Origin of the sequence: Flavobacterium sp. W21_SRS_FM6 (assembly GCF_052119645.1) — a bacterium.
Lineage (GTDB): Bacteria > Pseudomonadota > Gammaproteobacteria > Enterobacterales > Alteromonadaceae > Paraglaciecola.
Genome location: NZ_JBGQOM010000014.1, coordinates 53,308 through 74,263, shown reverse-complemented (window position 1 = coordinate 74,263; position 20,956 = coordinate 53,308). Strand labels below are relative to the sequence as shown.

At 40.7% G+C, this 20,956-nt stretch carries 23 protein-coding genes; 15 read left to right on the top strand and 8 right to left on the bottom strand.

Annotation, left to right across the window (positions count from 1 at the left end; genetic code table 11):
* Positions 1-590 precede the first annotated feature (590 nt).
* The 3 genes from ACEN2L_RS18860 (at position 591) to bfr (ACEN2L_RS18850) (ending at position 3,239) form a co-directional block, all read left to right on the top strand.
* Positions 591-2,162: a cation:proton antiporter family protein gene (locus ACEN2L_RS18860; protein WP_306020567.1), complete on the top strand. Its 1,572-nt coding sequence runs from the start codon at positions 591-593 to the stop codon at positions 2,160-2,162.
* A gap of 130 nt (positions 2,163-2,292) precedes the next feature.
* The gene (gene bfr, locus ACEN2L_RS18855; RefSeq protein WP_306020566.1) at positions 2,293-2,769 is read left to right on the top strand and encodes a bacterioferritin; all 477 of its coding nucleotides are present in this window, start codon (positions 2,293-2,295) and stop codon (positions 2,767-2,769) included.
* 2 nt (positions 2,770-2,771) lie between these two features.
* Positions 2,772-3,239 (top strand): bacterioferritin, encoded by a 468-nt coding sequence (gene bfr, locus ACEN2L_RS18850; RefSeq protein ID WP_306020565.1) that lies wholly within the window; start codon positions 2,772-2,774, stop codon positions 3,237-3,239.
* 35 nt (positions 3,240-3,274) lie between these two features.
* On the opposite strand, the gene ACEN2L_RS18845 is transcribed toward bfr (ACEN2L_RS18850), so the two are convergent.
* Positions 3,275-3,748, bottom strand: a complete 474-nt coding sequence (locus ACEN2L_RS18845; protein ID WP_306020564.1) for a hypothetical protein — start codon at positions 3,746-3,748, stop codon at positions 3,275-3,277.
* 226 nt (positions 3,749-3,974) lie between these two features.
* On the opposite strand from ACEN2L_RS18845, the gene ccoN reads away from it, so the two are divergent.
* The 9 genes from ccoN to uspE all read left to right on the top strand — a co-directional run bounded on the left by ccoN (position 3,975) and on the right by uspE (position 12,014).
* Positions 3,975-5,408, top strand: a complete 1,434-nt coding sequence (ccoN, locus tag ACEN2L_RS18840; protein WP_306020563.1) for a cytochrome-c oxidase, cbb3-type subunit I — start codon at positions 3,975-3,977, stop codon at positions 5,406-5,408.
* Positions 5,409-5,420: 12 nt separating this feature from the next.
* Complete coding sequence (ccoO, locus tag ACEN2L_RS18835; protein WP_306020562.1) at positions 5,421-6,026, top strand: cytochrome-c oxidase, cbb3-type subunit II; 606 nt, start codon at positions 5,421-5,423, stop codon at positions 6,024-6,026.
* A gap of 1 nt (position 6,027) precedes the next feature.
* A complete protein-coding gene (locus ACEN2L_RS18830) occupies positions 6,028-6,201 on the top strand; it encodes a cbb3-type cytochrome oxidase subunit 3 (RefSeq protein WP_306020561.1) in 174 nt (57 codons plus the stop codon).
* The gene (ccoP, locus tag ACEN2L_RS18825; protein ID WP_306020559.1) at positions 6,194-7,147 is read left to right on the top strand and encodes a cytochrome-c oxidase, cbb3-type subunit III; all 954 of its coding nucleotides are present in this window, start codon (positions 6,194-6,196) and stop codon (positions 7,145-7,147) included. The genes ACEN2L_RS18830 and ccoP overlap by 8 nt, the downstream gene beginning before the upstream one ends.
* An 85-nt stretch (positions 7,148-7,232) precedes the next feature.
* Positions 7,233-7,730, top strand: a complete 498-nt coding sequence (locus tag ACEN2L_RS18820; RefSeq protein ID WP_441745673.1) for a FixH family protein — start codon at positions 7,233-7,235, stop codon at positions 7,728-7,730.
* Positions 7,731-7,733: 3 nt separating this feature from the next.
* Positions 7,734-10,103, top strand: coding sequence for a heavy metal translocating P-type ATPase (locus ACEN2L_RS18815; RefSeq protein ID WP_441745671.1), 2,370 nt, complete (start codon positions 7,734-7,736; stop codon positions 10,101-10,103).
* Positions 10,104-10,116: 13 nt separating this feature from the next.
* Positions 10,117-10,323, top strand: coding sequence for a cbb3-type cytochrome oxidase assembly protein CcoS (gene ccoS, locus ACEN2L_RS18810; RefSeq protein ID WP_441745669.1), 207 nt, complete (start codon positions 10,117-10,119; stop codon positions 10,321-10,323).
* A complete protein-coding gene (locus ACEN2L_RS18805) occupies positions 10,316-10,990 on the top strand; it encodes a sulfite exporter TauE/SafE family protein (RefSeq protein WP_306020554.1) in 675 nt (224 codons plus the stop codon). The genes ccoS and ACEN2L_RS18805 overlap by 8 nt, the downstream gene beginning before the upstream one ends.
* Before the next feature lie 94 nt (positions 10,991-11,084).
* Positions 11,085-12,014 carry a universal stress protein UspE gene (uspE, locus tag ACEN2L_RS18800; protein ID WP_441745667.1) on the top strand — a complete coding sequence of 310 codons (930 nt, stop codon included), beginning with the start codon at positions 11,085-11,087 and terminating at the stop codon, positions 12,012-12,014.
* A gap of 27 nt (positions 12,015-12,041) precedes the next feature.
* On the opposite strand, the gene ACEN2L_RS18795 is transcribed toward uspE, so the two are convergent.
* Positions 12,042-13,304 (bottom strand): ABC transporter permease, encoded by a 1,263-nt coding sequence (locus tag ACEN2L_RS18795; protein WP_441745665.1) that lies wholly within the window; start codon positions 13,302-13,304, stop codon positions 12,042-12,044.
* A gap of 13 nt (positions 13,305-13,317) precedes the next feature.
* Complete coding sequence (locus ACEN2L_RS18790) at positions 13,318-13,980, bottom strand: ABC transporter ATP-binding protein (protein WP_441745663.1); 663 nt, start codon at positions 13,978-13,980, stop codon at positions 13,318-13,320.
* Between the two features lie 157 nt (positions 13,981-14,137).
* Here ACEN2L_RS18790 and ttcA point away from each other — a divergent pair, with 157 nt between their 5' ends.
* Complete coding sequence (gene ttcA / locus ACEN2L_RS18785; protein ID WP_441745661.1) at positions 14,138-15,049, top strand: tRNA 2-thiocytidine(32) synthetase TtcA; 912 nt, start codon at positions 14,138-14,140, stop codon at positions 15,047-15,049.
* Between the two features lie 24 nt (positions 15,050-15,073).
* Positions 15,074-16,096, top strand: coding sequence for a patatin-like phospholipase family protein (locus ACEN2L_RS18780; RefSeq protein WP_441745660.1), 1,023 nt, complete (start codon positions 15,074-15,076; stop codon positions 16,094-16,096).
* Between the two features lie 91 nt (positions 16,097-16,187).
* Here the strand turns inward: ACEN2L_RS18780 and ACEN2L_RS18775 are convergent, their stop codons facing one another.
* From ACEN2L_RS18775 to cobB, 5 genes are read right to left on the bottom strand one after another with little or no spacing between them, the layout of a single operon-like run.
* Positions 16,188-16,820, bottom strand: coding sequence for a DUF2987 domain-containing protein (locus ACEN2L_RS18775; protein ID WP_441745659.1), 633 nt, complete (start codon positions 16,818-16,820; stop codon positions 16,188-16,190).
* Positions 16,817-17,674: a glucosaminidase domain-containing protein gene (locus tag ACEN2L_RS18770; protein ID WP_306020546.1), complete on the bottom strand. Its 858-nt coding sequence runs from the start codon at positions 17,672-17,674 to the stop codon at positions 16,817-16,819. Before ACEN2L_RS18770 ends, ACEN2L_RS18775 begins: the two co-directional genes overlap by 4 nt.
* On the bottom strand, positions 17,667-18,416 hold the full coding sequence (locus tag ACEN2L_RS18765; protein ID WP_306020544.1) for a hypothetical protein: 750 nt from the start codon (positions 18,414-18,416) through the stop codon (positions 17,667-17,669). Before ACEN2L_RS18765 ends, ACEN2L_RS18770 begins: the two co-directional genes overlap by 8 nt.
* Before the next feature lie 35 nt (positions 18,417-18,451).
* The gene (locus ACEN2L_RS18760; RefSeq protein ID WP_306020543.1) at positions 18,452-19,096 is read right to left on the bottom strand and encodes a LysE family translocator; all 645 of its coding nucleotides are present in this window, start codon (positions 19,094-19,096) and stop codon (positions 18,452-18,454) included.
* 10 nt (positions 19,097-19,106) lie between these two features.
* On the bottom strand, positions 19,107-19,850 hold the full coding sequence (gene cobB, locus ACEN2L_RS18755) for a Sir2 family NAD+-dependent deacetylase (protein WP_441745656.1): 744 nt from the start codon (positions 19,848-19,850) through the stop codon (positions 19,107-19,109).
* A 102-nt stretch (positions 19,851-19,952) separates the two neighbouring features.
* Here cobB and ACEN2L_RS18750 point away from each other — a divergent pair, with 102 nt between their 5' ends.
* Positions 19,953-20,771 (top strand): MurR/RpiR family transcriptional regulator, encoded by an 819-nt coding sequence (locus tag ACEN2L_RS18750; RefSeq protein WP_441745654.1) that lies wholly within the window; start codon positions 19,953-19,955, stop codon positions 20,769-20,771.
* The last annotated feature ends 185 nt before the right edge of the window (positions 20,772-20,956 follow it).

Genomic DNA, 20,956 nt, shown 5'->3' with positions numbered 1-20,956 from the left:
CGATATGCGCTAACGCAACCGAAAAATAGTGAGTAAACCGTAAATTAAAAAAATCAGTTGAACTGTGGTGGGTCTCTATTGCCGAAAGTTAAAGGCAGCGATGCTATAACGTGCTGTTGTGCCTTAAATTGTTGGATAAACGTTTGCGCAAGTACGTTTGATTTGAAAGCATTAAATAACACTGCGTGATCTAAGTTATGCGAGGTTAAGCACAACACGCAATGCTGATCGGCTTTTGCGATATGGGAGGAATCATGCCTTGCAGTGATATTGCCCATTAAAATCAACAATACAGCCGACAATACCAGTGCATATTTCAGCACCGTGCTTGATTTTCTGTATTGATGTAAAGTATGAGCTTGCATAGATGTTATAATATAACATCATATAAATTCCGCTGTCGACTCCCTTTAAAAATTTTTTTATTTAATTGATCGTAAACAACCTTTTCATTCAGAAAATACATATACTGCAAACCGATGTAGCTAAAAATCCACATCAGTTCGGCTATTTTAAATAGCAAAATATCAACTCGTTAATGCAGGTTAAGGTTCAACGTTGACTGACCTATCCATTAAAAGGAGCACAAATTGGAATTTGTTTTTATATTAGTCGCTTTTATCTGTGGCTTAGCCATAAAGATGGCCGGCTTCCCTCCCCTAATCGGATTTTTGATGGCTGGTTTTGCTTTAAATTTCTTAGGATATGAAGCAAGTCCCTCCCTAGAGGTGTTAGCTGAACTCGGTATCACTTTGATGCTCTTCACCATCGGTTTAAAATTAAACGTCAGAGACTTGTACAAAAAAGAAGTGTGGCTTGGCAGCATTAGTCATTCCATCATTTGGATTACGCTGCTTAATATTGCAGTAACTGGTTTGGCGTGGCTTGGCTTAAATGCTTTTACTGAACTGACATTATTCGATATCACTTTATTAGCATTTGCCCTTAGTTTTAGTAGTACAGTGTGTATTGTAAAAATATTAGAAGATAGCGGTGAAATTAAAACCCGTCATGGCAAAGTTGCCATCGGCGTACTTGTTATGCAAGACATTATCGCGGTGCTTTTTATGGTAATAGCGACCGGAAAAATACCTTCAGTATGGGCTCCACTGCTTCTTTTATTGTATTTTGCCAAACCTTTCTTCAAGAAATCCTTAGAAATAGTTGGTCACGGAGAATTACTCCCCTTAAGTGGTTTTTTGTTAGCCTTGGGTGGATACGAATTATTCGAACTTGTCGGGATTAAAGGTGACTTAGGCGCTTTGATTATTGGTATGTTCTGGGCGCCACACAGTAAAGCAGCTGAATTATCTAAATCACTCATGAGTTTCAAAGATTTATTTCTCATCGGCTTCTTTTTAAACATAGGCTTTACCGCGCTACCAACTTTTGAGTTGGTTGGCATGGCACTTTTATTATGTTTGTTTATTCCTATTAAGTTTATTTTATTTTTTAGGTTGTTCACTTGGCTTAAACTCCGTGCGCGTACCTCTTATTTAGCTAGTTTAGTGCTATCAAACTACAGTGAATTTGGATTAATCGTGGTCGCCCTTTTGGTCAGCACCGGCGTATTAGAGGCCAAATGGCTGGTAATATTAGCCTTAGCATTGTCCTTCTCATTTTTACTCACCGGCCTGCTATACCGTAATTCACACAACCAATACAACAAACTCAAGGCATATTTAAAAACCTTTGAAAGTCCGACCAGATTAGCCGAGGACACCTATGTGCAACCAAAAAATGCTGAAGTACTGGTTTTAGGTATGGGCCGTGTAGGTAAAGGAGCCTATTCATCATTGAACAATATGTTAGGCGAAAAGGTGTGGGGAATGGACGCTGATCCTGTCCGCATTGCAAAATTGCAAAAAGCGGGGCTACAAGTTTTGGTAGGTGATGGTGAAGACATCGATTTATGGGACAACATGGATCTAGGCAAAATTCAATTGATCTTACTTGCCCTGCCGTCGATTGAAGATATCTGCAACATTACGGAACAGCTTCAGCATGCCAATTACCAAGGCAAAATAGCCTCTATTGCTCGCTACGAGGATGAGATTCAACCACTCATAGATGCTGGCTCAGACAAAGTTTTCAACTTTTTTACCGAAGCAGGAACAGGTTTCGCCGAAGAAAGTGTGCAACTTTTAACATCCGAGGCGTAACACCCTTTTAGTGATTGGCAATGGTAACCATTATCATTCTTTATCACTTTGTTTTATAAGGAATTTATTGGTTTTATCATTATAATAACGCTAGAATGCATGCATTAACTACCGAGATAGGAATCGTATTATGTTAGGTGATAAAACAGTCATCGCGAGCCTCAATGAGGTATTGACCTTTGAGTTAACCTCAATCAATCAGTTTTTTTTGCATGCTCGTATGTACAAAAACTGGGGATTCAGTCAATTAAATGAAAAATGCTACAAAAAATCTATTTGCGACATGAAACAAGCCGACGAGTTAATTGAGCGTATTTTGTTTCTTGAGGGGCTACCCAATTTGCAAATGTTAGGCAAATTAATGATCGGTGAAGAGCCACTAGAAATGCTGCAATGCGATCTGACCTTTGAGCTTAGTCAAATTCCTTTGTTAAAGAAGGCGATAGCACTGTGTGAAGAGAAGCAGGATTTTGTATCACGGGATTTACTCAGTAAGATCTTACACGGCGAAGAAGACCATATTGATTGGCTAGAAACCCAACAGTCGCAAGTTAGTAGCCTAGGTGCGCAAAATTATCTGCAAACACAAGTTCACGATGAGGATTAAACATGAAAGGTAATAAAAACATTATCGACCAGTTAAACGCCCTATTAGCTTATGAATTAGCCGCGATGGATCAGTATTTTATTCATTCTGAAATGTATGCTGATTGGGGCTTTACAAAACTATATGAGCGTATTTCTCATGAATTTGAAGATGAGAAAGGTCATGCTAAGAAACTAATCGAACGAATTCTATTTTTAGAAGGCACTCCTGACATGGTTACGCGTGATGGTTTACACATCGGTAACGACGTACCTTCAATGTTAGAAAGTGACTTACGAGTAGAATATGCCGTTGCCAGTAAACTCAAAGAAACTATGGCACTGTGCGAAGTTGAAAAAGACTATGTGACGCGAGATATGTTACTTGAATTGCTAGACGACACAGAAATGGATCACGCGCACTGGTTAGAACAGCAAATACGTATGATTAAATTCATTGGTTTGGCTAATTATTTACAATCGCAAAGTTAAGGAAAATACTATTTTTGCGGCTAGCAAAACCAAAACTACGGAAACTCAGTACTAAAATTAACAAAGTAACGTTCAGGTTTTTTAGTGAGCTTATTATCCAATTCGATAATCAGTTGCCACCGCATCAGTGGCTCACTACAAGACCCGATAAAAAAGCTTAAGTTATGTTTGTCTGGGTTTTCTTGGGCTCTTTGATCAGTATTTATCACGGCTATTTTACCCATGTACATGTTCACACCTTGAATCCAAGCATGCGCTAACTCTAGGTTTTCAGACATGATAAGCTGAAATTGATTTTGCTCTTCAACTTGCACTTTACCAAGAAACTTGACTATAACTTGAGCGGCATCTGTATCCACAGAGTTAAATTGGCACATAAGAGTGGTGTCGAGAGAACATTGTTTACCAGTGGTTTCTGTCGTTTTTTCTAAACCTGTTAGAAAAACAGCAAGCGATATGAGCACAACAAAGGCACCCAAAAATAATATGGATTTAATAGACTGATTCAAGGCAATTTTTATCTTTATGTTTATTTTGCTTTGGGTAAGTTTGCGGTAAATAAAGATTAGGAACAAGCTTGTTTTTTCTTTCTTTTTTAGGCCTATACCATTATTATTTATAGGGTTTTTAGCCTTAGTAATATTTAAAATTCAAAATCAGGTTAATTGTTAAAATTAATACGTTACGATGTAAATATTCAGTGGCACTTCATTAACAAATTGGAAGATTCATTAAATGAGTGATGCAATTCAAGTACATCCCGAATATAACTACAAAGTTATTCGGCAGTTTGCAGTGATGACCGTTATTTGGGGGATCATTGGTATGAGTCTAGGCGTTTTAATCGCCGCTCAACTTTATTGGCCCGCTTTAAATTTCGATACTCCCTGGTTGACCTTTTCTCGCCTTCGTCCTCTGCATACCAACGCGGTTATTTTTGCATTCGGTGGTTGTGCCTTGTTTGCTACTTCCTATTATGTAGTGCAACGTACATCGCAGGTTCGCCTGTTCAGTGACAAGTTAGCCTCTTTTACGTTTTGGGGCTGGCAAGCTGTTATCGTACTTGCTGTTATTACACTTCCTTTGGGTCTTACCAGTAGTAAAGAGTATGCAGAACTCGAATGGCCGATTGATATTTTAATCGCCTTGGTATGGTCTGCTTATGTAGTGAACTTTTTTGGCACAATGGTGATCCGCAAAGTTTCACATATTTACGTCGCAAACTGGTTCTTTGGTGCTTTCATGTTGACTGTATTAGTTCTGCATGTCGGTAACAGTATGGCAATCCCCGTCTCTATGACTAAGTCATATTCTATCTATGCAGGCGCTGTTGATGCCATGATGCAGTGGTGGTACGGTCACAACGCTGTTGGCTTTTTCTTAACAGCAGGCTTTTTAGGGATGATGTATTATTTTGTTCCTAAACAAGCAGGACGCCCTGTTTATTCTTACCGTTTATCCGTTGTTCACTTTTGGGCCCTAATATCACTTTATATTTGGGCGGGTCCTCACCACTTGCATTACACCGCACTGCCCGATTGGACTCAGTCACTTGGTATGGCTATGTCGATCATTTTATTTGTTCCATCTTGGGGCGGTATGATCAACGGTATTATGACCTTATCAGGTGCGTGGCACAAACTACGTACTGATCCGATTTTACGTTTCTTAGTGGTTTCATTGTCTTTCTACGGTATGTCTACGTTTGAAGGCCCGATGATGGCCATCAAAACAGTTAATGCGCTATCTCATTACACTGACTGGACGATTGGTCACGTGCACTCTGGTGCATTGGGCTGGGTTGCAATGGTATCGATTGGTTCTATCTACCACTTGATCCCTGTACTGTTTAATCGCGAGCGTATGTACAGCATTTATCTAATTAATGTGCATTTCTGGTTAGCCACAATCGGTGTTGTTTTATACATCGTTGCCATGTGGATGTCTGGTGTACTGCAAGGTCTAATGTGGCGTGCAATTAACGCTGACGGCACCTTAACTTACAGTTTTGTTGAATCTCTTCAGGCTTCTAAACCCTTCTATTTAGTAAGATTTATAGGTGGTTGTTTTGTAGTTGTTGGTATGTTGATTATGGCTTACAACTGTTACCGCACAATCAAGGGTGATACACAAGAAACCGTTGATAATAAAGCGCTACAGGCAGCCTAAGGAACAAAATTAATGAAAAATGCACATGAGTTAGTTGAAAAAAATGTGGGCCTGTTAACTATCCTAGTATTGATTGCTATTAGTTTAGGTGGTGCCGCACAAATTACTCCTTTGATGTTTCAGCAACAAACAATGACACCTGTCGATGGTTTGAAGCCTTATACCGCTCTAGAAATGGAAGGTAGAGACATCTTTATTCGTGAAGGTTGTGTGGGTTGTCACAGCCAAATGATCCGTCCATTTCGCTCTGAAACTGAGCGTTACGGCCATTATTCTGTGGCCGGTGAATCAGTTTGGGAACACCCCTTCCTGTGGGGTTCGAAACGTACTGGGCCAGATTTGGCGCGAGTTGGTGGCAGATACAGTGATGAGTGGCATAGAGTGCACTTAATCAATCCTCGTAATGTTGTTCCTGAGTCTAATATGCCAGGCTTTCCTTGGTTAGCTGAAAACAAATTAGACGGTAAGTTAACCGCCAAAAAACTGTCTGTATTCCGAGATTTTGGTGTGCCATATACTGATGAAGATATTGCAGGGGCGCAAGCTGCGGTTCAAGGAAAAACTGAAATGGAGGCTATCATTGCCTACCTTCAGTCTCGCGGCACAGCGTTGAAATAATATGGATTACGCAGTCAGCGGTAGTATTTTTACAGTATTAGTATTTGTTTGTTTTATTGGCATAGTGTTGTGGGCATTTAGTAAAAAATCAAAGAAGCGCTTTAAAGAAGCAGAGAATTTGATTTTTGATGACGAGCCACGGACTAACAAGCAGGAGTCAAAGCTAGATGAGTAGTTTTTGGAGCATTTGGATCTCAGTAATTACACTGGGAAGTATTTTGGGTTGTTTTTTACTGTTACGTTGGTGTTTATCAAATAAGACTGGCGTTAAAGAAGGCGATGATATGCATCATGAATTTGACGGCATACTCGAAATCAATAACCAATTACCCCGTTGGTGGACGATACTTTTTTATATTTGTATCGTTTGGGCACTACTATATTTACTGCTTTACCCGGGATTAGGTAACTTCAAAGGTCTATGGAATTGGCAAAGTTCAAATCAAGGTATTTTATCGTTAGCTGAATCCAGAGCAGCTGTAGAGAAAAATAAAGCTGACGGCGTTATCAGTCAGTACGACCGTGAAGTTGATCAAGCCAATGAGTTATTCCAACCTATTTTTGACGGCTACTATGCGAGGCCCATTACGGAACTTGCAAAGGACGCAGAAGCTTTGAAGGTTGGGCAGCGATTATTTAGTCAAAATTGCTCACAGTGCCATGGCTCTGATGCTCGTGGTCAAAGAGGTTTCCCTAACCTTACGGACAACGACTGGTTGTATGGCGGTACACCAGAAAAGATTACTGAGACGTTAATCAACGGTCGTAATGCCATAATGCCTGCTTGGTTTGATAGCATGGGCGCTGACGGTATTGAAGAAGTGGTTAACTACGTTCTAGGATTAAGTGGTCGTAAGGTGGACGAGTCATTAGCGGCAAAAGGCAAAGACAGATTTGTTGCCTGTGCTGCCTGTCATGGTCCCGATGGTAAAGGCAATCAAGCCTTTGGTGCTCCTAATCTAACAGATGACATTTGGTTATATGGCAACAGTCACGAAAAAGTCACTGAAACGCTAACCTACGGGCGTAACGGTGTCATGCCTGCTTTCAAAAACACCTTGGGTGAAAAGAAGATCCATTTAGTCGCAGCATACGTTTACAGTCTTTCACAAGACAAGTAATAATTGATAACTAAAATAAGCCTCGGTTTATCCGGGGCTTTTTTATGTTTTATTCTACAAATTCATTTTTATGATGGAAACTTACATGCAACAACATGCTGAAAAGCAGGCTTGGTATAAACAGTTTTGGCCATGGTTTTTAATCGTCATTCCCCTGTCTTCGATGGTTTTAAGTTTTACCATGATGAACTTTGCTTTTAACAGCGAAGATAGCTTAGTAAAAGATGATTATTACAAAGAAGGACGGTCTATAAATCTTGATATTCATAAAATACAAGAAGCGAAAGTCCGCCAAATCGAGGCTCATGTTGTGTTTAGTGACACCAATGTTGTGCTTGAACTCGTTTCAGGCAACGTTGATGATGGTGCGGCATTAACCATGGATTTTTTCCATTCAACACAACAATTCAAAGATTTTAAAACGGTGTTACTCAAAGATGCTGCAGGACAATACAAAGGTGAGATAGAACACCCTTTACAGGGCAAGTGGCGGATCAGTTTGCACCCGTATGACGAGCTGTGGAAAATTCAACAAGTCGTTCATCTACCACAGAGCACTCCTGTAGTTCTTAAACCCGAGTAGAACATGCAGCAAAGTTGTTATCATTGTGGTACCAAAAATCCGAGTGCAGCCTATTCTTCTGTGGTACTCAATGAGATGCGTTTTTTCTGTTGTCCAGGCTGTCAAGCTGTTGCAGAAGCGATCGTCAGCAATGGGCTAGAGAATTATTACAGCTTTCGCAGTGAACTGGCTGATAAAGTGTCAGATAAAAATAATGACATACTTGAATCCCTACAACTGTTTGATGAAGATAATATTACCGAAGAGTTTGTATATCAGTCAGGTGAAAATCGAGAGATTCAATTAAGTATTGCCGGAATTAATTGTGCAGCTTGTGGTTGGTTGTTAGAAAAACAGCTAAGTAAACTGGGCGGGATACGCAGTGTTGGTGCCAATGTCACCACTAAGCGCCTGATCGTGATTTGGGACGACAAAGCGCTCAAACTCAGTCAAATACTGCAAAAGATTCAACAAATAGGTTACCTAGCGAAACCCTTTCAAGAAGAACAACACGAAGCTTTGCATCAACAGGAAAACAAGCTACTGCTTAAACGCCTGGGCCTAGCAGGTCTCATGACCATGCAAGTTATGATGTTAAATCTGGGTGTTTTTTTCGATCTATTTGGTCAGATTGACGCCCAGACTAAACAATATTTCAATTGGGTTAGCCTCGTGCTAAGCACCCCTGTGGCACTTTATTCTGCGATAGGGTTTTATTTAAGCGCTTGGCGCGCGTTAAAAGCTCGCTCAGTGAATATGGATGTCCCAATCAGTTTTGCCCTAATCTCGATCTATGTTTCTGGTTTATACGCCACCACCACAGCACAGGGTCAAACCTATTTCGAGTCGTTGTGCATGTTTGTGTTTTTATTATTGATTAGTCGTTTTCTTGAACAAAATGCTCGTTTTAAAGCCGCACAAATTTCATCCAATCTTTTTAGCCATATGCCGACAACTGCAACCTTAATTAATGAAGATAATAGCCATCAGAGTGTGTTAGCCAAGCACTTGAAAATTGGCCAACTCGTTCTAGTTAAGGTTGGTGAGATTATTCCGGTTGATGGCATAGTACGACAGGGCAATGGTCAAGTTAATGAATCCATGTTAACAGGCGAGTTTCAGCTGATAACTAAACAGCAAGACGATAAGGTGTATGCTGGAACCATCAACGAAGTAGGTACGCTGGTTATCGAAGTGCTTAACGCTTTGCATCACTCTGTGGCAAATCAAATCAATCAACTACAAAATCGTGCTCTACTCTCTAAGCCACGGCTCGCTAACTTTGCCGACAGAACCGCTCATCAGTTTGTAATGTTTGTGCTTATTATTGCTGGCCTGACTTATGCAACTTGGCTTTTTATCGCCCCTGATCTTGCGTTTTGGGTCATGATTTCAGTGTTAATTGCCACCTGCCCTTGTGCACTAGGTTTAGCCACGCCAGTGAGTTTAACGTGTACCGTAGGTTATCTGAACAAACGCGGTGTATTACTCAAACGAGCAGATGTATTAGAGCAATTAACCCAGGTAGATTGGGTAGGCTTAGACAAGACGGGCACCTTGACCGAAGGGAAGTTTATCATCAAGCAGCTTACTAATTTCAGTGACTTAAACGAGCAAGAAATACTGAAATTAGCGTCAAGTTTAGAGCAATATTCTTCTCACCCTATTGCAGCGGTTTTTAAAGAGTTCAGTGCTAGCGATATTGTAAAGGATGCCCAAGAAACCATCGCCAATGGGGTCAGTGGCGAGATCAATGGCAAAACCTATCGCATAGGTTCTGCGCGGTTTTGCCAAGTCACCAGCAAGGATGAATTGGCTTCATTCAACGTGTTTTTAACCTGTGGCGATACACTATTAGCGGCATTTTTGTTAGCCGACGCGATCCGCCCAGAAAGTGCTCGTTTAATTAACAGTTTAGCGCCGAAGTACGTTAGCTTACTCAGCGGAGATAATGAGCTAGCGGTAGAAAAATTAGCCCAAGAACTGAATATCAAACATTATCATGCCCATCTAGAGCCCGCGCAAAAACTTTCAATCATTCAACAAGCACAACATCAAGGTCATACTGTTCTGATGATTGGGGATGGTATCAATGATGCACCGGTTTTAGCACAGGCTGACGTATCTATTACCTTAGGTCTAAGTACTGATCTAGCGAAATCGTCAGCGGACATTATCTTGCTAGATAACGCCCTTGATAAAATCCCAGTGATTATTCAGCAAGCAATACGAACCCAACGTAATATAAAACAAAACATCGCTTGGGCTACTGCTTATAATTTGTTAATTTTACCTCTTGCTGTTACTGGCTCACTCAGTCCGCTAATTGCGGTTATCGGCATGTCGGTAAGTTCACTCATTGTGGTAGCTAATGCCACACGTTTATTAAGGTAATAAGTCAAATATTATGAGTGTTATCTACGTATTGATCCCCTTAGCAATCGTATTAGTGTGTCTTGCTATTGCTATCTTTTTTTGGGCGGTAAAATCTAATCAGTTTGATGATTTAGAGCGCCATGGCCACAGTATTTTATTTGACGATGACGTTAAGAAAGTAGAACCCAACCTTCAACAAAACGAGCAGACCAAGACTGATCCTAAACAACATGACTGATCTGAGTTTTTTATCCGCTTTTTTGATTGGGATAGCCGGTAGTGTGCACTGCGTGGGAATGTGCGGAGGAATTGTCGGCGCACTAAGTTTCGCGATCCCCAATAACCACGCTAATTATCCCTACATCTTAGCTTATAATATGGGTCGCATCCTTAGTTATAGTATTGCTGGAGCCCTAGTGGGCTTACTTGGCCAATTCGTGAGTCATCATAGCCTAGCGGGTGTGTCAGTACTGCAGTTTATTAGCGGTGTTTTTTTAATGGTACTTGCGTGTTATATCGGTGGTTGGTGGCATGGTTTACTATTTGTAGAAAAAGGCGGAAAGCACTTATGGAAATACATCAGCCCTCTGTCTAAGCGTTTTATCCCATTTCGTTCACCCATCAGCGCCCTACCCTATGGTATGCTTTGGGGTTGGTTGCCATGCGGCTTAGTGTACTCAACATTAACTTGGGCGCTTGCCAGTGGGGAGGCTATTGCCGGGGCTAAAATTATGTTTGCCTTTGGTTTAGGTACCTTACCGGTTATGGTACTCATGGCCCTTGGCTTTAAAACACTTCAGCACATTGTTACCCACCCTTTGTTTAAACAAGTAATAGCGGTAAGCTTGTTGTTATATGGTTTATTTACTGTTTTAAAGGCTGTGCAGCTACTTGCTAATCATTAAATCTTTCACTTAGTTATTGGCGAAAAGTGCGATAGCTTCATACACTTAGCTCATGATTAAACACTTTATTGGTTAATTATTTGAGGTAATGGGTATGAACTTTAAAAAGATTCTAGCGGTTATTGATAGCAATACAGAACAGCAGAAATCCTTATCTAGAGCCCTTGAAATATCGGAAAAAACGGGCGCCAGTGTTACTGCATTTCTTAACATTTACGATTTTTCCTATGAAATGACCACCATGTTATCCATGGATGAAAGAGAGAATATGCGTCAGGCCGTGGTTGACGATAGAACAGAATGGTTGACGAATGTCATTAAAGAAGCGTTTAGCGAGACTGATCATAAAATTGATATAAAAGTCGTATGGCACAATCGGCCATACGAAAGCATTATCTACGAAGTGATTGAAAAAGGGTATGACCTGATCGTAAAAGGCACTCAACAACATAGCTTACTAGAGTCGGTCATCTTTACGCCAACAGATTGGCATATTATGCGCAAAGCGCCTGTACCCGTGCTTCTGGTTAAAGAACATGATTGGCCTATGGGCGGCAAAATTATCGCAGCGTTAAATTTAGGATCAGATATTGAAGAGCACCAATCCCTCAACCAACAAATCACCAAACACGCCTTACACTTCACTAAATTATTAGGTTCTGAACTGCATCTGGTCAACGCCTATCCGGGTACACCTACCAACATCGTCATTGAAATACCTGAATTTGATCCTACCCAATATAATCAGACCATCCGTCAACATCATATTGACGCCATGCAAAACCATGCGCAGCAACATCATATTTCGCCAGCACAGTGCCATATTGATGAGGGCCTACCTGAATACGTTATTCCTCATTGCGCAGAACAACTTGACGCAGAGCTTGTGGTGCTTGGCACGGTAGGTAGGCAAGGTATATCTGCAGCATTGATAGGCAACACCGCAGAACATGTTATTGATAAATTAAACTGTGACGTATTGGCGATTAAACCTGAAGGGTTTGTTTCCCCTATTCGGATTTGATTCAAACAAAGAAAACACCCTGTACCATTATGGAAACCGCAGGCCGCCTGACAAACTCTTTTTATAGCTGAGCAATGCAGGTATTAAGGCCAACATACCTGCTAAACCCAAGGCAAGGCCGGTAAAGCCAAGAAATGTTAGAGGTTCAGGAAAACGAGCAATGTTAAAAGCATAGTGATGAAGCAAGACAGGCTGCAGACACGTTAAACCTAAACTCAGAAAGACATAACCTAAAATGCACCCTAATAAGGTAATCAATAATGCTTCGACTTCTACCAACCATATTAACACCCAAGGCCTCGCGCCAAGCGCTCTAAGAACCGACAATTCACGCTGGCGCTCACGCATTGAGGCCAACAACATGGTTGTCATTCCGATTAAAGAAGCAAACAAAACCAAAACTGCGATTACCTTTAAACTCAATTCAACCACAGACATCATTTGCCAAAGTTCATGTAAAGCCACATTTGGTAAAATCGCGGTTAGAGGCTCTGTTTTGTTCTGGCTGACAATCCTTTGTAGACTAAGCAAAGCGATTTTACTGTTGACACCTACTAATGCAGCACTAATTGCCTGTGGATGCTCAGCATGGTTATGATGTTCTTGAACGCCATCATATTCGTGCCCATGTGCGTGAGAATCTTGCTTACTGCTGCCACTACCATGCAAACTATCCACTGCTTCAATTGGCATGTAAATAGCGCGATCCATAGGTGTGCCTGTGGCATTTAATATCCCGACGATAGTAAAGGGATGATTTTTATGCTGGCTAAAACTGACTTTGCCCGCGCCATGTGACAGCACTATCTCATCTTGAAGTTGATAGCCTAAATCTCGAGCCACAGTCGCACCTAATACAAGTTGCTCATTGTGCATAAACAGCTTACCCTCTTGTAAGCTTAATTTATCTTGTTGAGCAAATTTGACGTGCTCGAAATAATCTAGGGTGGTACCAACCACAGCATAACCTTGGTGCGAATCACCCAGCACAATAGGCACTGCCCACGAAACTTGTTTGTTAGAGGCTAACTCAGCAAAACTTTGCCATGCCATATTATTGCTGGGATTCCCCAAGCGAAAGATTGAAAATAACAATAAGTTTAATTGACTGGTTCGGCTGCCAACAATTAAGTCTACACCGGATACTGACCGCTCGAAGTTTTGTCGCACCTGCGTTTCGATATGCGCAACACTGGCTAACACTAACATGCTGATTGCAATAGAAAAACAAGTCAAAAAAACCATAGGCTTACGTGAAAATAAACTCGCTATACTAAGGTTAAACAACATAAATATGGTCGCCCTATTGAGCTAGAAGGTCAGCAAAATTCACTTGCTGAGAAAAATGATTGGCGAGGCTCTTATCATGACTGACAAAAATGACCGTACTTTTTTGCGCACATTCAAGCAATAGTTGAATAAAGTGATCACGTAATTCGCTGTCTAATGCTGAGGTTGGCTCGTCTGCAATAATAAGTTGAGGTTGATTGATCAAGGCCCTAACAACCGCCACTCGTTGCTGCTGTCCTACACTCATTTCACTGGCCGCTTGCGCGAGCAATGATCCACTCAACTGAAGTTTATCGGTCAATTGTTCGAGTAATTGTTGTTTACTGTCTGAGTTGCTCGAAGAAAAATACTGACCTAACTGAATATTTTGCAAGCCGCTTAAATATGGTAATAAATTAAATTGCTGAAATATCATACCCACGTTATTCGCTCTAAATTGGTCTCTTTTAGCTGCCGATAAGCTGTTTAGGTCTTGCCCTAAGATTTCAATCGAACCGGAATATCCGCTCACCACAGCACTTAAAAGATTCAATAAAGTAGACTTGCCACTACCTGAATTACCATACAAAAATAGGTGCTGTGCTTTTTCTACCTGCCAACGACTAATATGTAACTTAAACATACTCTGTTTTTGCCAACTAAAATTTAAGTCTTTGATGTTTATCGCTAATTCCATAGAGTCCAATTGCAACTTTTTTAATGCCTTAAATCGAATAATTTTAGCCCCTCGATTGTCAAGGCACAAAATCACTGATTTTTATTGCTGTATTTTCCGTTATAATTGCCCATCGAGTTTAGCGTTTCAAGCAATAACAGCATTTAAAGACGAGCCAATGAGCCAGATTTCAGCATTAGATTCCAAAAAGAAATACAGTTTTAACAAACTTCAAAAAAGAATACGCCGATTTACCGGCCAAGCCATTGCCGATTTCAATATGATTGAAGATGGTGACAAGGTTATGGTGTGTTTGTCAGGTGGTAAAGACAGCTATACCATGCTTGATGTATTGCTATACATGCAACGCGTCGCGCCTCTCAAATTTACTATCGTCGCGGTTAATTTAGATCAAAAACAACCGGGTTTTCCAGAGCACGTCTTACCCCGTTACTTATCTGAACTGGGCGTCGACTATAAAATAGTCGAAGAAGACACCTACTCTATCGTGCTAGATAAAATACCTGAGGGAAAAACCACCTGTTCTTTATGCTCTCGTTTACGGCGGGGGATCTTGTATCGTACTGCGACAGAATTAGGTGCCACTAAAATTGCATTAGGTCATCACCGTGACGATATATTAGAAACGTTATTCTTAAATATGTTTCACGGTGGACAGTTAAAAGCCATGCCGCCCAAACTTGTCAGTGATGATGGTAAACAAATGGTCATCCGCCCTTTAGCCTATTGCGCCGAAAAAGACATTGCGCGCTATTCGAGTATTCTGGAGTTTCCTATCATTCCATGTAATTTGTGTGGTTCACAAGACAACTTGCAACGAGTGGCAATCAAAGGCATGTTAAATGATTGGGATAAACGCTTTCCAGGTCGCATAGAATCGATGTTTAAAGCTTTGCAGAATGTAACGCCCTCCCATTTAGCCGATACTAAGCTGTTTAACTTTGCTGAACTGGCGACACAAGCCACGCCCTATGAAAACGGCGATCTTGCTTTTGACCCTCCTACTTTTAACCCGAGGCTATTGGTAGACGAGCAGGAAGAATCGAGCGTAAAAATTATAAATTTGTAAGTGTGGGAATCAAGGAGAAAAGGCATGAAAATTGGGTTAGCGCTAGGTAGCGGTGCCTCTCGTGGTTGGGCTCACATTGGTGTTATTCAAGCTTTAGAAGAGCTTGGTATTGAAATAGATATCGTAACGGGCTGCTCAATTGGCTCTTATGTAGGTGCAGCTTACGCCTCAGGAAAATTAGCGCCCTTAGCTGAATGGGTAAAAAGTTTGACTGAGTGGCAAGTATTCGCGTTGATGGGGGTGGGGTTTTATCGAGGTGGACTGGTAAGTGGCTTAAAGGTTTTTAAAGCCTTAGAAGATAATTTTGCCTTTGACACCTTTGATAAACTACACAAACCCTTTGCGGCTGTAGCGACGGATTTGTATAGCGGTCGCGAAGTCGACTTCACTCAAGGGTCTGTTATTCAAGCGGTAAGAGCATCATGCGCCATTCCTGGTTTGTTTCCACCGGTTTGCATCGACAATCGCTGGCTGGTGGATGGTGGTGTGGTGAATCCCGTACCCGTCAATTTATGTCGTTTACTCGGCGCAGACATCGTGTTTGCCATCAATCTAAGCGCAGATTTTCGGCCACAATCCTTATTGCAAAACCAGCATGAACATGAAAAAAATCAACAAAAAACCTCTGATTTTTTTAAACGCAGTCAAGCACAAATTCAAAATTGGTTTAAAAAAGGCAGTAAACCAGATGCAGAAGGAAGTGAATATTTAGGTGAAGAACAACAACAAGATCTCAAGGTCGAAGGTGAAATTGACATTCTTGAACAAGCCAACGCTGAGGTGCCCAGTGATCAAAGTAATCCGACTACTAGTGCATTGCCCACCCCGTCGATTTTGAATGCGATGTCAGGCTCCTTAGACATACTGCAAGGCAGAGTCACCCGTTCTCGACTTGCCGGCGATCCTCCAGACATTCTGATTGAGCCGCAATTGCGAGACTTTGGTATGATGGAATTTTACCGAGCAGAAGAACTAATCGAAGAAGGTCGAAACAGTGTAAAACGCATTGCTGACCAAATTAAATATCAACTTAGATTAAGTAATTAGTCAACGCTCTTGTGGCGTATAATGCAGGCAAATAAACCCACTATTTGCCTGTTACACATTTTAAAACATCAGAAACTGGCGGTAAAACCAATTACTTTGACATTAATGCATTGATTCTGAGGGGTTTAATATTTAGTTTTAAACCATCCGTAGCATGTTCAATTGTGTCATTGTGCAGGTCAATTTCTTTATTTTTAAGAGCTAAGCCCTTTACATTGTTTTCTATGCCGGGCGTATCCTCGAAGCTAAATCGTAATCCTTCAGTACCGGGCATCATAAACGATAAAAAACTGCCCATATCACTAAAAAAAGTCGCGTACTGATCAGATAACATTTTTAACTCTGCTTGCGAATATTCTACTTTTAAATATTCTGTTTTAGTCTCTAATTGCACTGACATGTCGCATTGGTTTGCCGGTTGTTTTATATCAACTGATATATAGGCATCAGCCAATTTTAAGGCCTTTTCAGTGGGTAAGGTGAATCTTTTGTCTTTACTAATAACTAAAGGAATAGTTTGTTTCTGCGTAACGATAATGGCGTTATCGATATCACATAACCACTCTTCTTGAACTTTTTTAAAGCCAAAAGAGAACTGCAAAGCGTTCAATTCTTCTTTGTCTATTTTTTTTAAATGGCTATAAAAGCGAGAATATTCCACCTCTATATGCTCAGCAAAACACGCTTGACTTAATAGAGCGAAGGTTAAAACTAATTTTTTCATACTGACAACTTCATGTATTTACGGTTAACTCGGATCATACTCAAAATCTCGTCAATATAATCTTGACCTCGAATTGAATAACTGTGCAGGCCTTTCGCTAGGGCCTCTGCGGTAATGGGACGATTTTTAACTCTTAAATTTGCTCTAATATCACGCAATTCAGCATAGGCATAATGTCTATTCAGATTACGAATGTAAGTCATAACCGCATGAGACAAACTGCGAAACTTTGCCACTTCGTGGGCTTCATCATCGTCTCTGAGAGTAGGCACAAAACCACAACCTTTTCTAAAACACCACAAGCCAAAAAAATTATAACCATTTTGGGCAAACCGTGAAGTGCCCCATGCAGATTCATTGGCCGCCTGCACTAAAATTAAAGCGGGAGGAATAATATCGACCCGTTTCACTAATTCTCGCAATAAAGCAGGCGTTGACTCCTCATCCTCTAATTGATATTTGGCCGCTAGTTTATCTAATACAAGCCGATGACGAGGACTTAAAGTAGGCGATTGAGCAAACTGGTTAGACAGTGACATCACAATTTCTCGCTCACGCAGTACGATAGTGTTTTGCCGTCTTATTTCCGGTAACAGGTAAGCAAAAAATTGCTTCTTTTTTTCGACAATATCTTCAATTTCAGAAAAATTAGGTACCGGTTTATAGCTATTTTCTAAGGGGGGGACTTCCATGTGTTCCATGCTAACGATGTCATTCGACACATCAGTTGGTTCAACTTGTGTTTTAAACAAAATGGCAGTAATACCTAGCACTATAAAAATAATTAACAAAAAAAACCGCATACCCAGCTTATTATGCGGCTTGTTTTTCTTATGTTTTTTGATGTTAGGCATGAAAAATAGAATCCACCGATTTCTCTTTAGTTAAGCTAGCATCTTGTATTTTAACTTTGATACCAAATAACTCACGGTAGAGGACCCCCTTCATATTGAAATAAAATGGAATAATCCAGATATAAGCAATACCAAAGGTGAATAAACCGACGATAAACAGCACAAAAGCGCCCACGTAAAACAAACTTAACTGAGTCCAATAGCGATTAAAAATACGAATAGACTGCAAAATAGCTTGGCCAGGTGAAAGCTGCTTCTCTACATATAACATCATGGAAAAGCCCGTAGCAAAGCCAAGATAAATCCCGGGCAAAATAAATAATGCTGAGCCTAAGTAAACAATAACCAAGACTAGCATGGCTAAAAAAATCACTAAGGCTGAATTAATAATTCGTTTGAGAACCACCGAAAAAGCCGGTCTTTCACCAACACTATGAGATATACCTGTCATAAACATGGCCGCGACTAAAGGTGCGGTAATGATAGTAACGACAATTTGTAAAGCAAGTTGCGCATTAGGTGGGGCAACAGCCCAATCTTGCACCTCAAAAAGGTGTTCTAACACCGCAATGCACAGTAAAACCAAACCAAAAATAAGGAGAGAGCCTTGCAGTAAACTGCCTTTTCGCGTTTGACTCAAATTCCATGCTTCTTTGGCTAACACTGGCATATTGAGCTTGGTTAGACCTTGCAGGCTATTTTCAATATTACCGCCTACATTGTCGTATTCATGTTGATTCACATCATTACCTTTTTAAACTGAAGCTTTATTATGTATTAGGCTGTAAAAGCCAGTTTAGCTGCCAGTAAAATAAGTACGGCACCCATAATTCGATCAAACCAATAACCTTTAGCGCTCAAAAACCCCCTGACTTTGCTTGAGCTAAGTAAATACGATAAGCCACAAAACCATACGCCAGTGGCCACTGATAAATAAAGGCCATAGACCAACTTTATGTGATTAGGGGTTTGGGCAGACACAGCAACCGCAAAAACAGATAAGAAAAACAAGGTTGCCTTAGGATTTAAACCATTAGTTAAAAAGCCTACCCAAAAGGCTTTCTTATCTGACATGGTTTGAGTACTTTGTTGAGTATTTAGCTCATTGGTATTTTGTGGCGCCTTACTCCTTATCGCGCCCCAGCCGATGTATAAAAGATACGCAGCGGCTGCATAACTAAGCAACGAAAATACCCCCGGGGTATTTTGTATTAACAAACCAATGCCCAACAGTGAATATGCCACGTGTAACATGATAGCTAAACCAATACCTATACTGGTGTAAATCGCCACTCTTCGCCCATAACTAATGCTATGTTTTAGGACAATCGCAAAATCGGGACCAGGACTAGCAACTGCCAATATATGCACACTCGCAATAGTCAAAAACTCTAACCAGTATTGTGAAAAAGCATCAAACATCTTGGCTACTCTATTTCATACTTGCATTAAAAAATTGCGGCACTATAACACTTGCCAGTCCATAGTGGTGCTCTGCAAAGTTATTTTTACCCGCACTCGGTTCTAAATTAAGCTCCACAGTATGTGCACCGTGATTCTTAGCAAGCTCTACAAAGCCTGCAGCGGGATAAACATTACCTGAAGTGCCAATAGAAACAAATATATCACATTGGCATAAGGCTGCTTCTATTTGACTCATGTACTGTGGAGTCTCTCCAAACCACACGATATCAGGGCGCAGAGCCTGTGAGGGGTGACAACACGTACAGTGATGGTGTCCATCAATATCACCTGTAGTAGTGATTGTTTTTCCACTTCGTACACATCGGGCTCGTTGTAATTCACCATGCATATGCAGAACATCAGTATTACCTGCCCGTTCATGCAAATTATCAACGTTCTGCGTAATTAAAACAAAACGCTCAGCAAATCTCGACGCTACGTTTGCAAGGGCTATATGAGCCTTATTGGGTGTAACGTCAGGACTTAACAACTGTTTTCGCCTAGCGTTATAAAAGTCGTAAACAAGTTGAGGATTTCGCGCAAAACCTTCAGGAGTAGCCACATCTTCGATCGCATGGTTTTCCCATAAGCCATTGCTATCTCTAAACGTTTTTATACCCGATTCAGCAGAGATCCCTGCTCCGGTTAATACAACAACACGCTTAAATTTCATGGCTAATAACAACGATACATTTTTGGCAAATATTACCATCGCCAGTGATGAAAGAATAGTTGGCCTGCTTAATCATAGGCATTGTAGTCATAGCAAAAGCATTTTATCCTTCTTTTAACTTTACTTAGGGTCATGACTATTTTGCCTCCATCTCCAATGCCATTTACTCAAAGAATAGAAAGACTGTATAGCGAGCTGTCGCCCAATGGTCGAAAACTTGCCGATCATTTGATGCATCATTCACAGGACGTAATTAACTGCACCGTTGCAGAACTAGCAACCATCACGCAAACATCCAAAGCAACGGTGAGCCGTTTTTTTAGGCAGTTAGGGTATGAGTCGCATTTTGATGTGAAACAGGAAATGAATGAATTACGGGCTGCGGGTTATCCAATCAGTACGCATTCTTCTGATGTAACGGGTTACAAAGCCGAACTCACTCGCTTAAAACAAACTTTTGAAAATATTGATAATCAGCAGTTAAGCCATTTTATCGATGATATAATTCAAGCCAAACGTATCACCTTGATCGGTTTTCGGAATAGCTATCCGGTAGCCTTGCATTTTCGTCAGCAATTACAACAGATTAAAACTCAAATTAGGGTTTTGCCCTACCCTGGTCAAACCCTAAGCGAAGATTTACAGGATCTCGAGCCCGACGAACTCATTATTGTATTTGGGTTCAGACGCCGACCTAAAATTTTTGCTGAGATGCTCCAGCACGTAAGTCAGCATAAAGTGGCGCTATTTGCTGACCCCTCAGGACAAATTTATAAAGCCAATACTGATTACTTATTTATTTGTCAGCTTGGTCAAGAACAAGCCTTAGATAGTTATGCCGCGCCCATGAGTCTTATTGCGATTATAAGCAATAAAGTGCTAACAAAATTAGCCAGTCAAGGGCAAAAACGGGTAGCAAGTATCTCTGACCGTTTTAGGCTTCTGGATGAATTAGAATGATTAACGGTCACTATTTATGTTTTCGTAGTTGATAGTTAATCACTTCAACTTTGTTAACAGGATAAACAGAGAGCTGAATGTTGGTGGCGCTAATCTATTCAGCCCCTCCAAATATATTTTTGTTGAAACCATTTGTTTCACTTGACTCGATAATGAAACAGTTGTTTCATAAGCATATCTTCTTG

Coding starts and splice junctions, on each gene's coding strand:
- bfr (WP_306020566.1), top strand. CDS start 2,293: ATGTTAGGTGATAAAACAGTCATCGCGAGCCTCAATGAGGTATTGACC.
- bfr (WP_306020565.1), top strand. CDS start 2,772: ATGAAAGGTAATAAAAACATTATCGACCAGTTAAACGCCCTATTAGCT.
- ccoN (WP_306020563.1), top strand. CDS start 3,975: ATGAGTGATGCAATTCAAGTACATCCCGAATATAACTACAAAGTTATT.
- ccoO (WP_306020562.1), top strand. CDS start 5,421: ATGAAAAATGCACATGAGTTAGTTGAAAAAAATGTGGGCCTGTTAACT.
- ACEN2L_RS18830 (WP_306020561.1), top strand. CDS start 6,028: ATGGATTACGCAGTCAGCGGTAGTATTTTTACAGTATTAGTATTTGTT.
- ccoP (WP_306020559.1), top strand. CDS start 6,194: ATGAGTAGTTTTTGGAGCATTTGGATCTCAGTAATTACACTGGGAAGT.
- ACEN2L_RS18820 (WP_441745673.1), top strand. CDS start 7,233: ATGCAACAACATGCTGAAAAGCAGGCTTGGTATAAACAGTTTTGGCCA.
- ACEN2L_RS18815 (WP_441745671.1), top strand. CDS start 7,734: ATGCAGCAAAGTTGTTATCATTGTGGTACCAAAAATCCGAGTGCAGCC.
- ccoS (WP_441745669.1), top strand. CDS start 10,117: ATGAGTGTTATCTACGTATTGATCCCCTTAGCAATCGTATTAGTGTGT.
- ACEN2L_RS18805 (WP_306020554.1), top strand. CDS start 10,316: ATGACTGATCTGAGTTTTTTATCCGCTTTTTTGATTGGGATAGCCGGT.
- uspE (WP_441745667.1), top strand. CDS start 11,085: ATGAACTTTAAAAAGATTCTAGCGGTTATTGATAGCAATACAGAACAG.
- ACEN2L_RS18795 (WP_441745665.1), bottom strand. CDS start 13,304: ATGTTGTTTAACCTTAGTATAGCGAGTTTATTTTCACGTAAGCCTATG.
- ACEN2L_RS18790 (WP_441745663.1), bottom strand. CDS start 13,980: ATGGAATTAGCGATAAACATCAAAGACTTAAATTTTAGTTGGCAAAAA.
- ttcA (WP_441745661.1), top strand. CDS start 14,138: ATGAGCCAGATTTCAGCATTAGATTCCAAAAAGAAATACAGTTTTAAC.
- ACEN2L_RS18780 (WP_441745660.1), top strand. CDS start 15,074: ATGAAAATTGGGTTAGCGCTAGGTAGCGGTGCCTCTCGTGGTTGGGCT.
- ACEN2L_RS18775 (WP_441745659.1), bottom strand. CDS start 16,820: ATGAAAAAATTAGTTTTAACCTTCGCTCTATTAAGTCAAGCGTGTTTT.
- ACEN2L_RS18770 (WP_306020546.1), bottom strand. CDS start 17,674: ATGCCTAACATCAAAAAACATAAGAAAAACAAGCCGCATAATAAGCTG.
- ACEN2L_RS18760 (WP_306020543.1), bottom strand. CDS start 19,096: ATGTTTGATGCTTTTTCACAATACTGGTTAGAGTTTTTGACTATTGCG.
- cobB (WP_441745656.1), bottom strand. CDS start 19,850: ATGGTAATATTTGCCAAAAATGTATCGTTGTTATTAGCCATGAAATTT.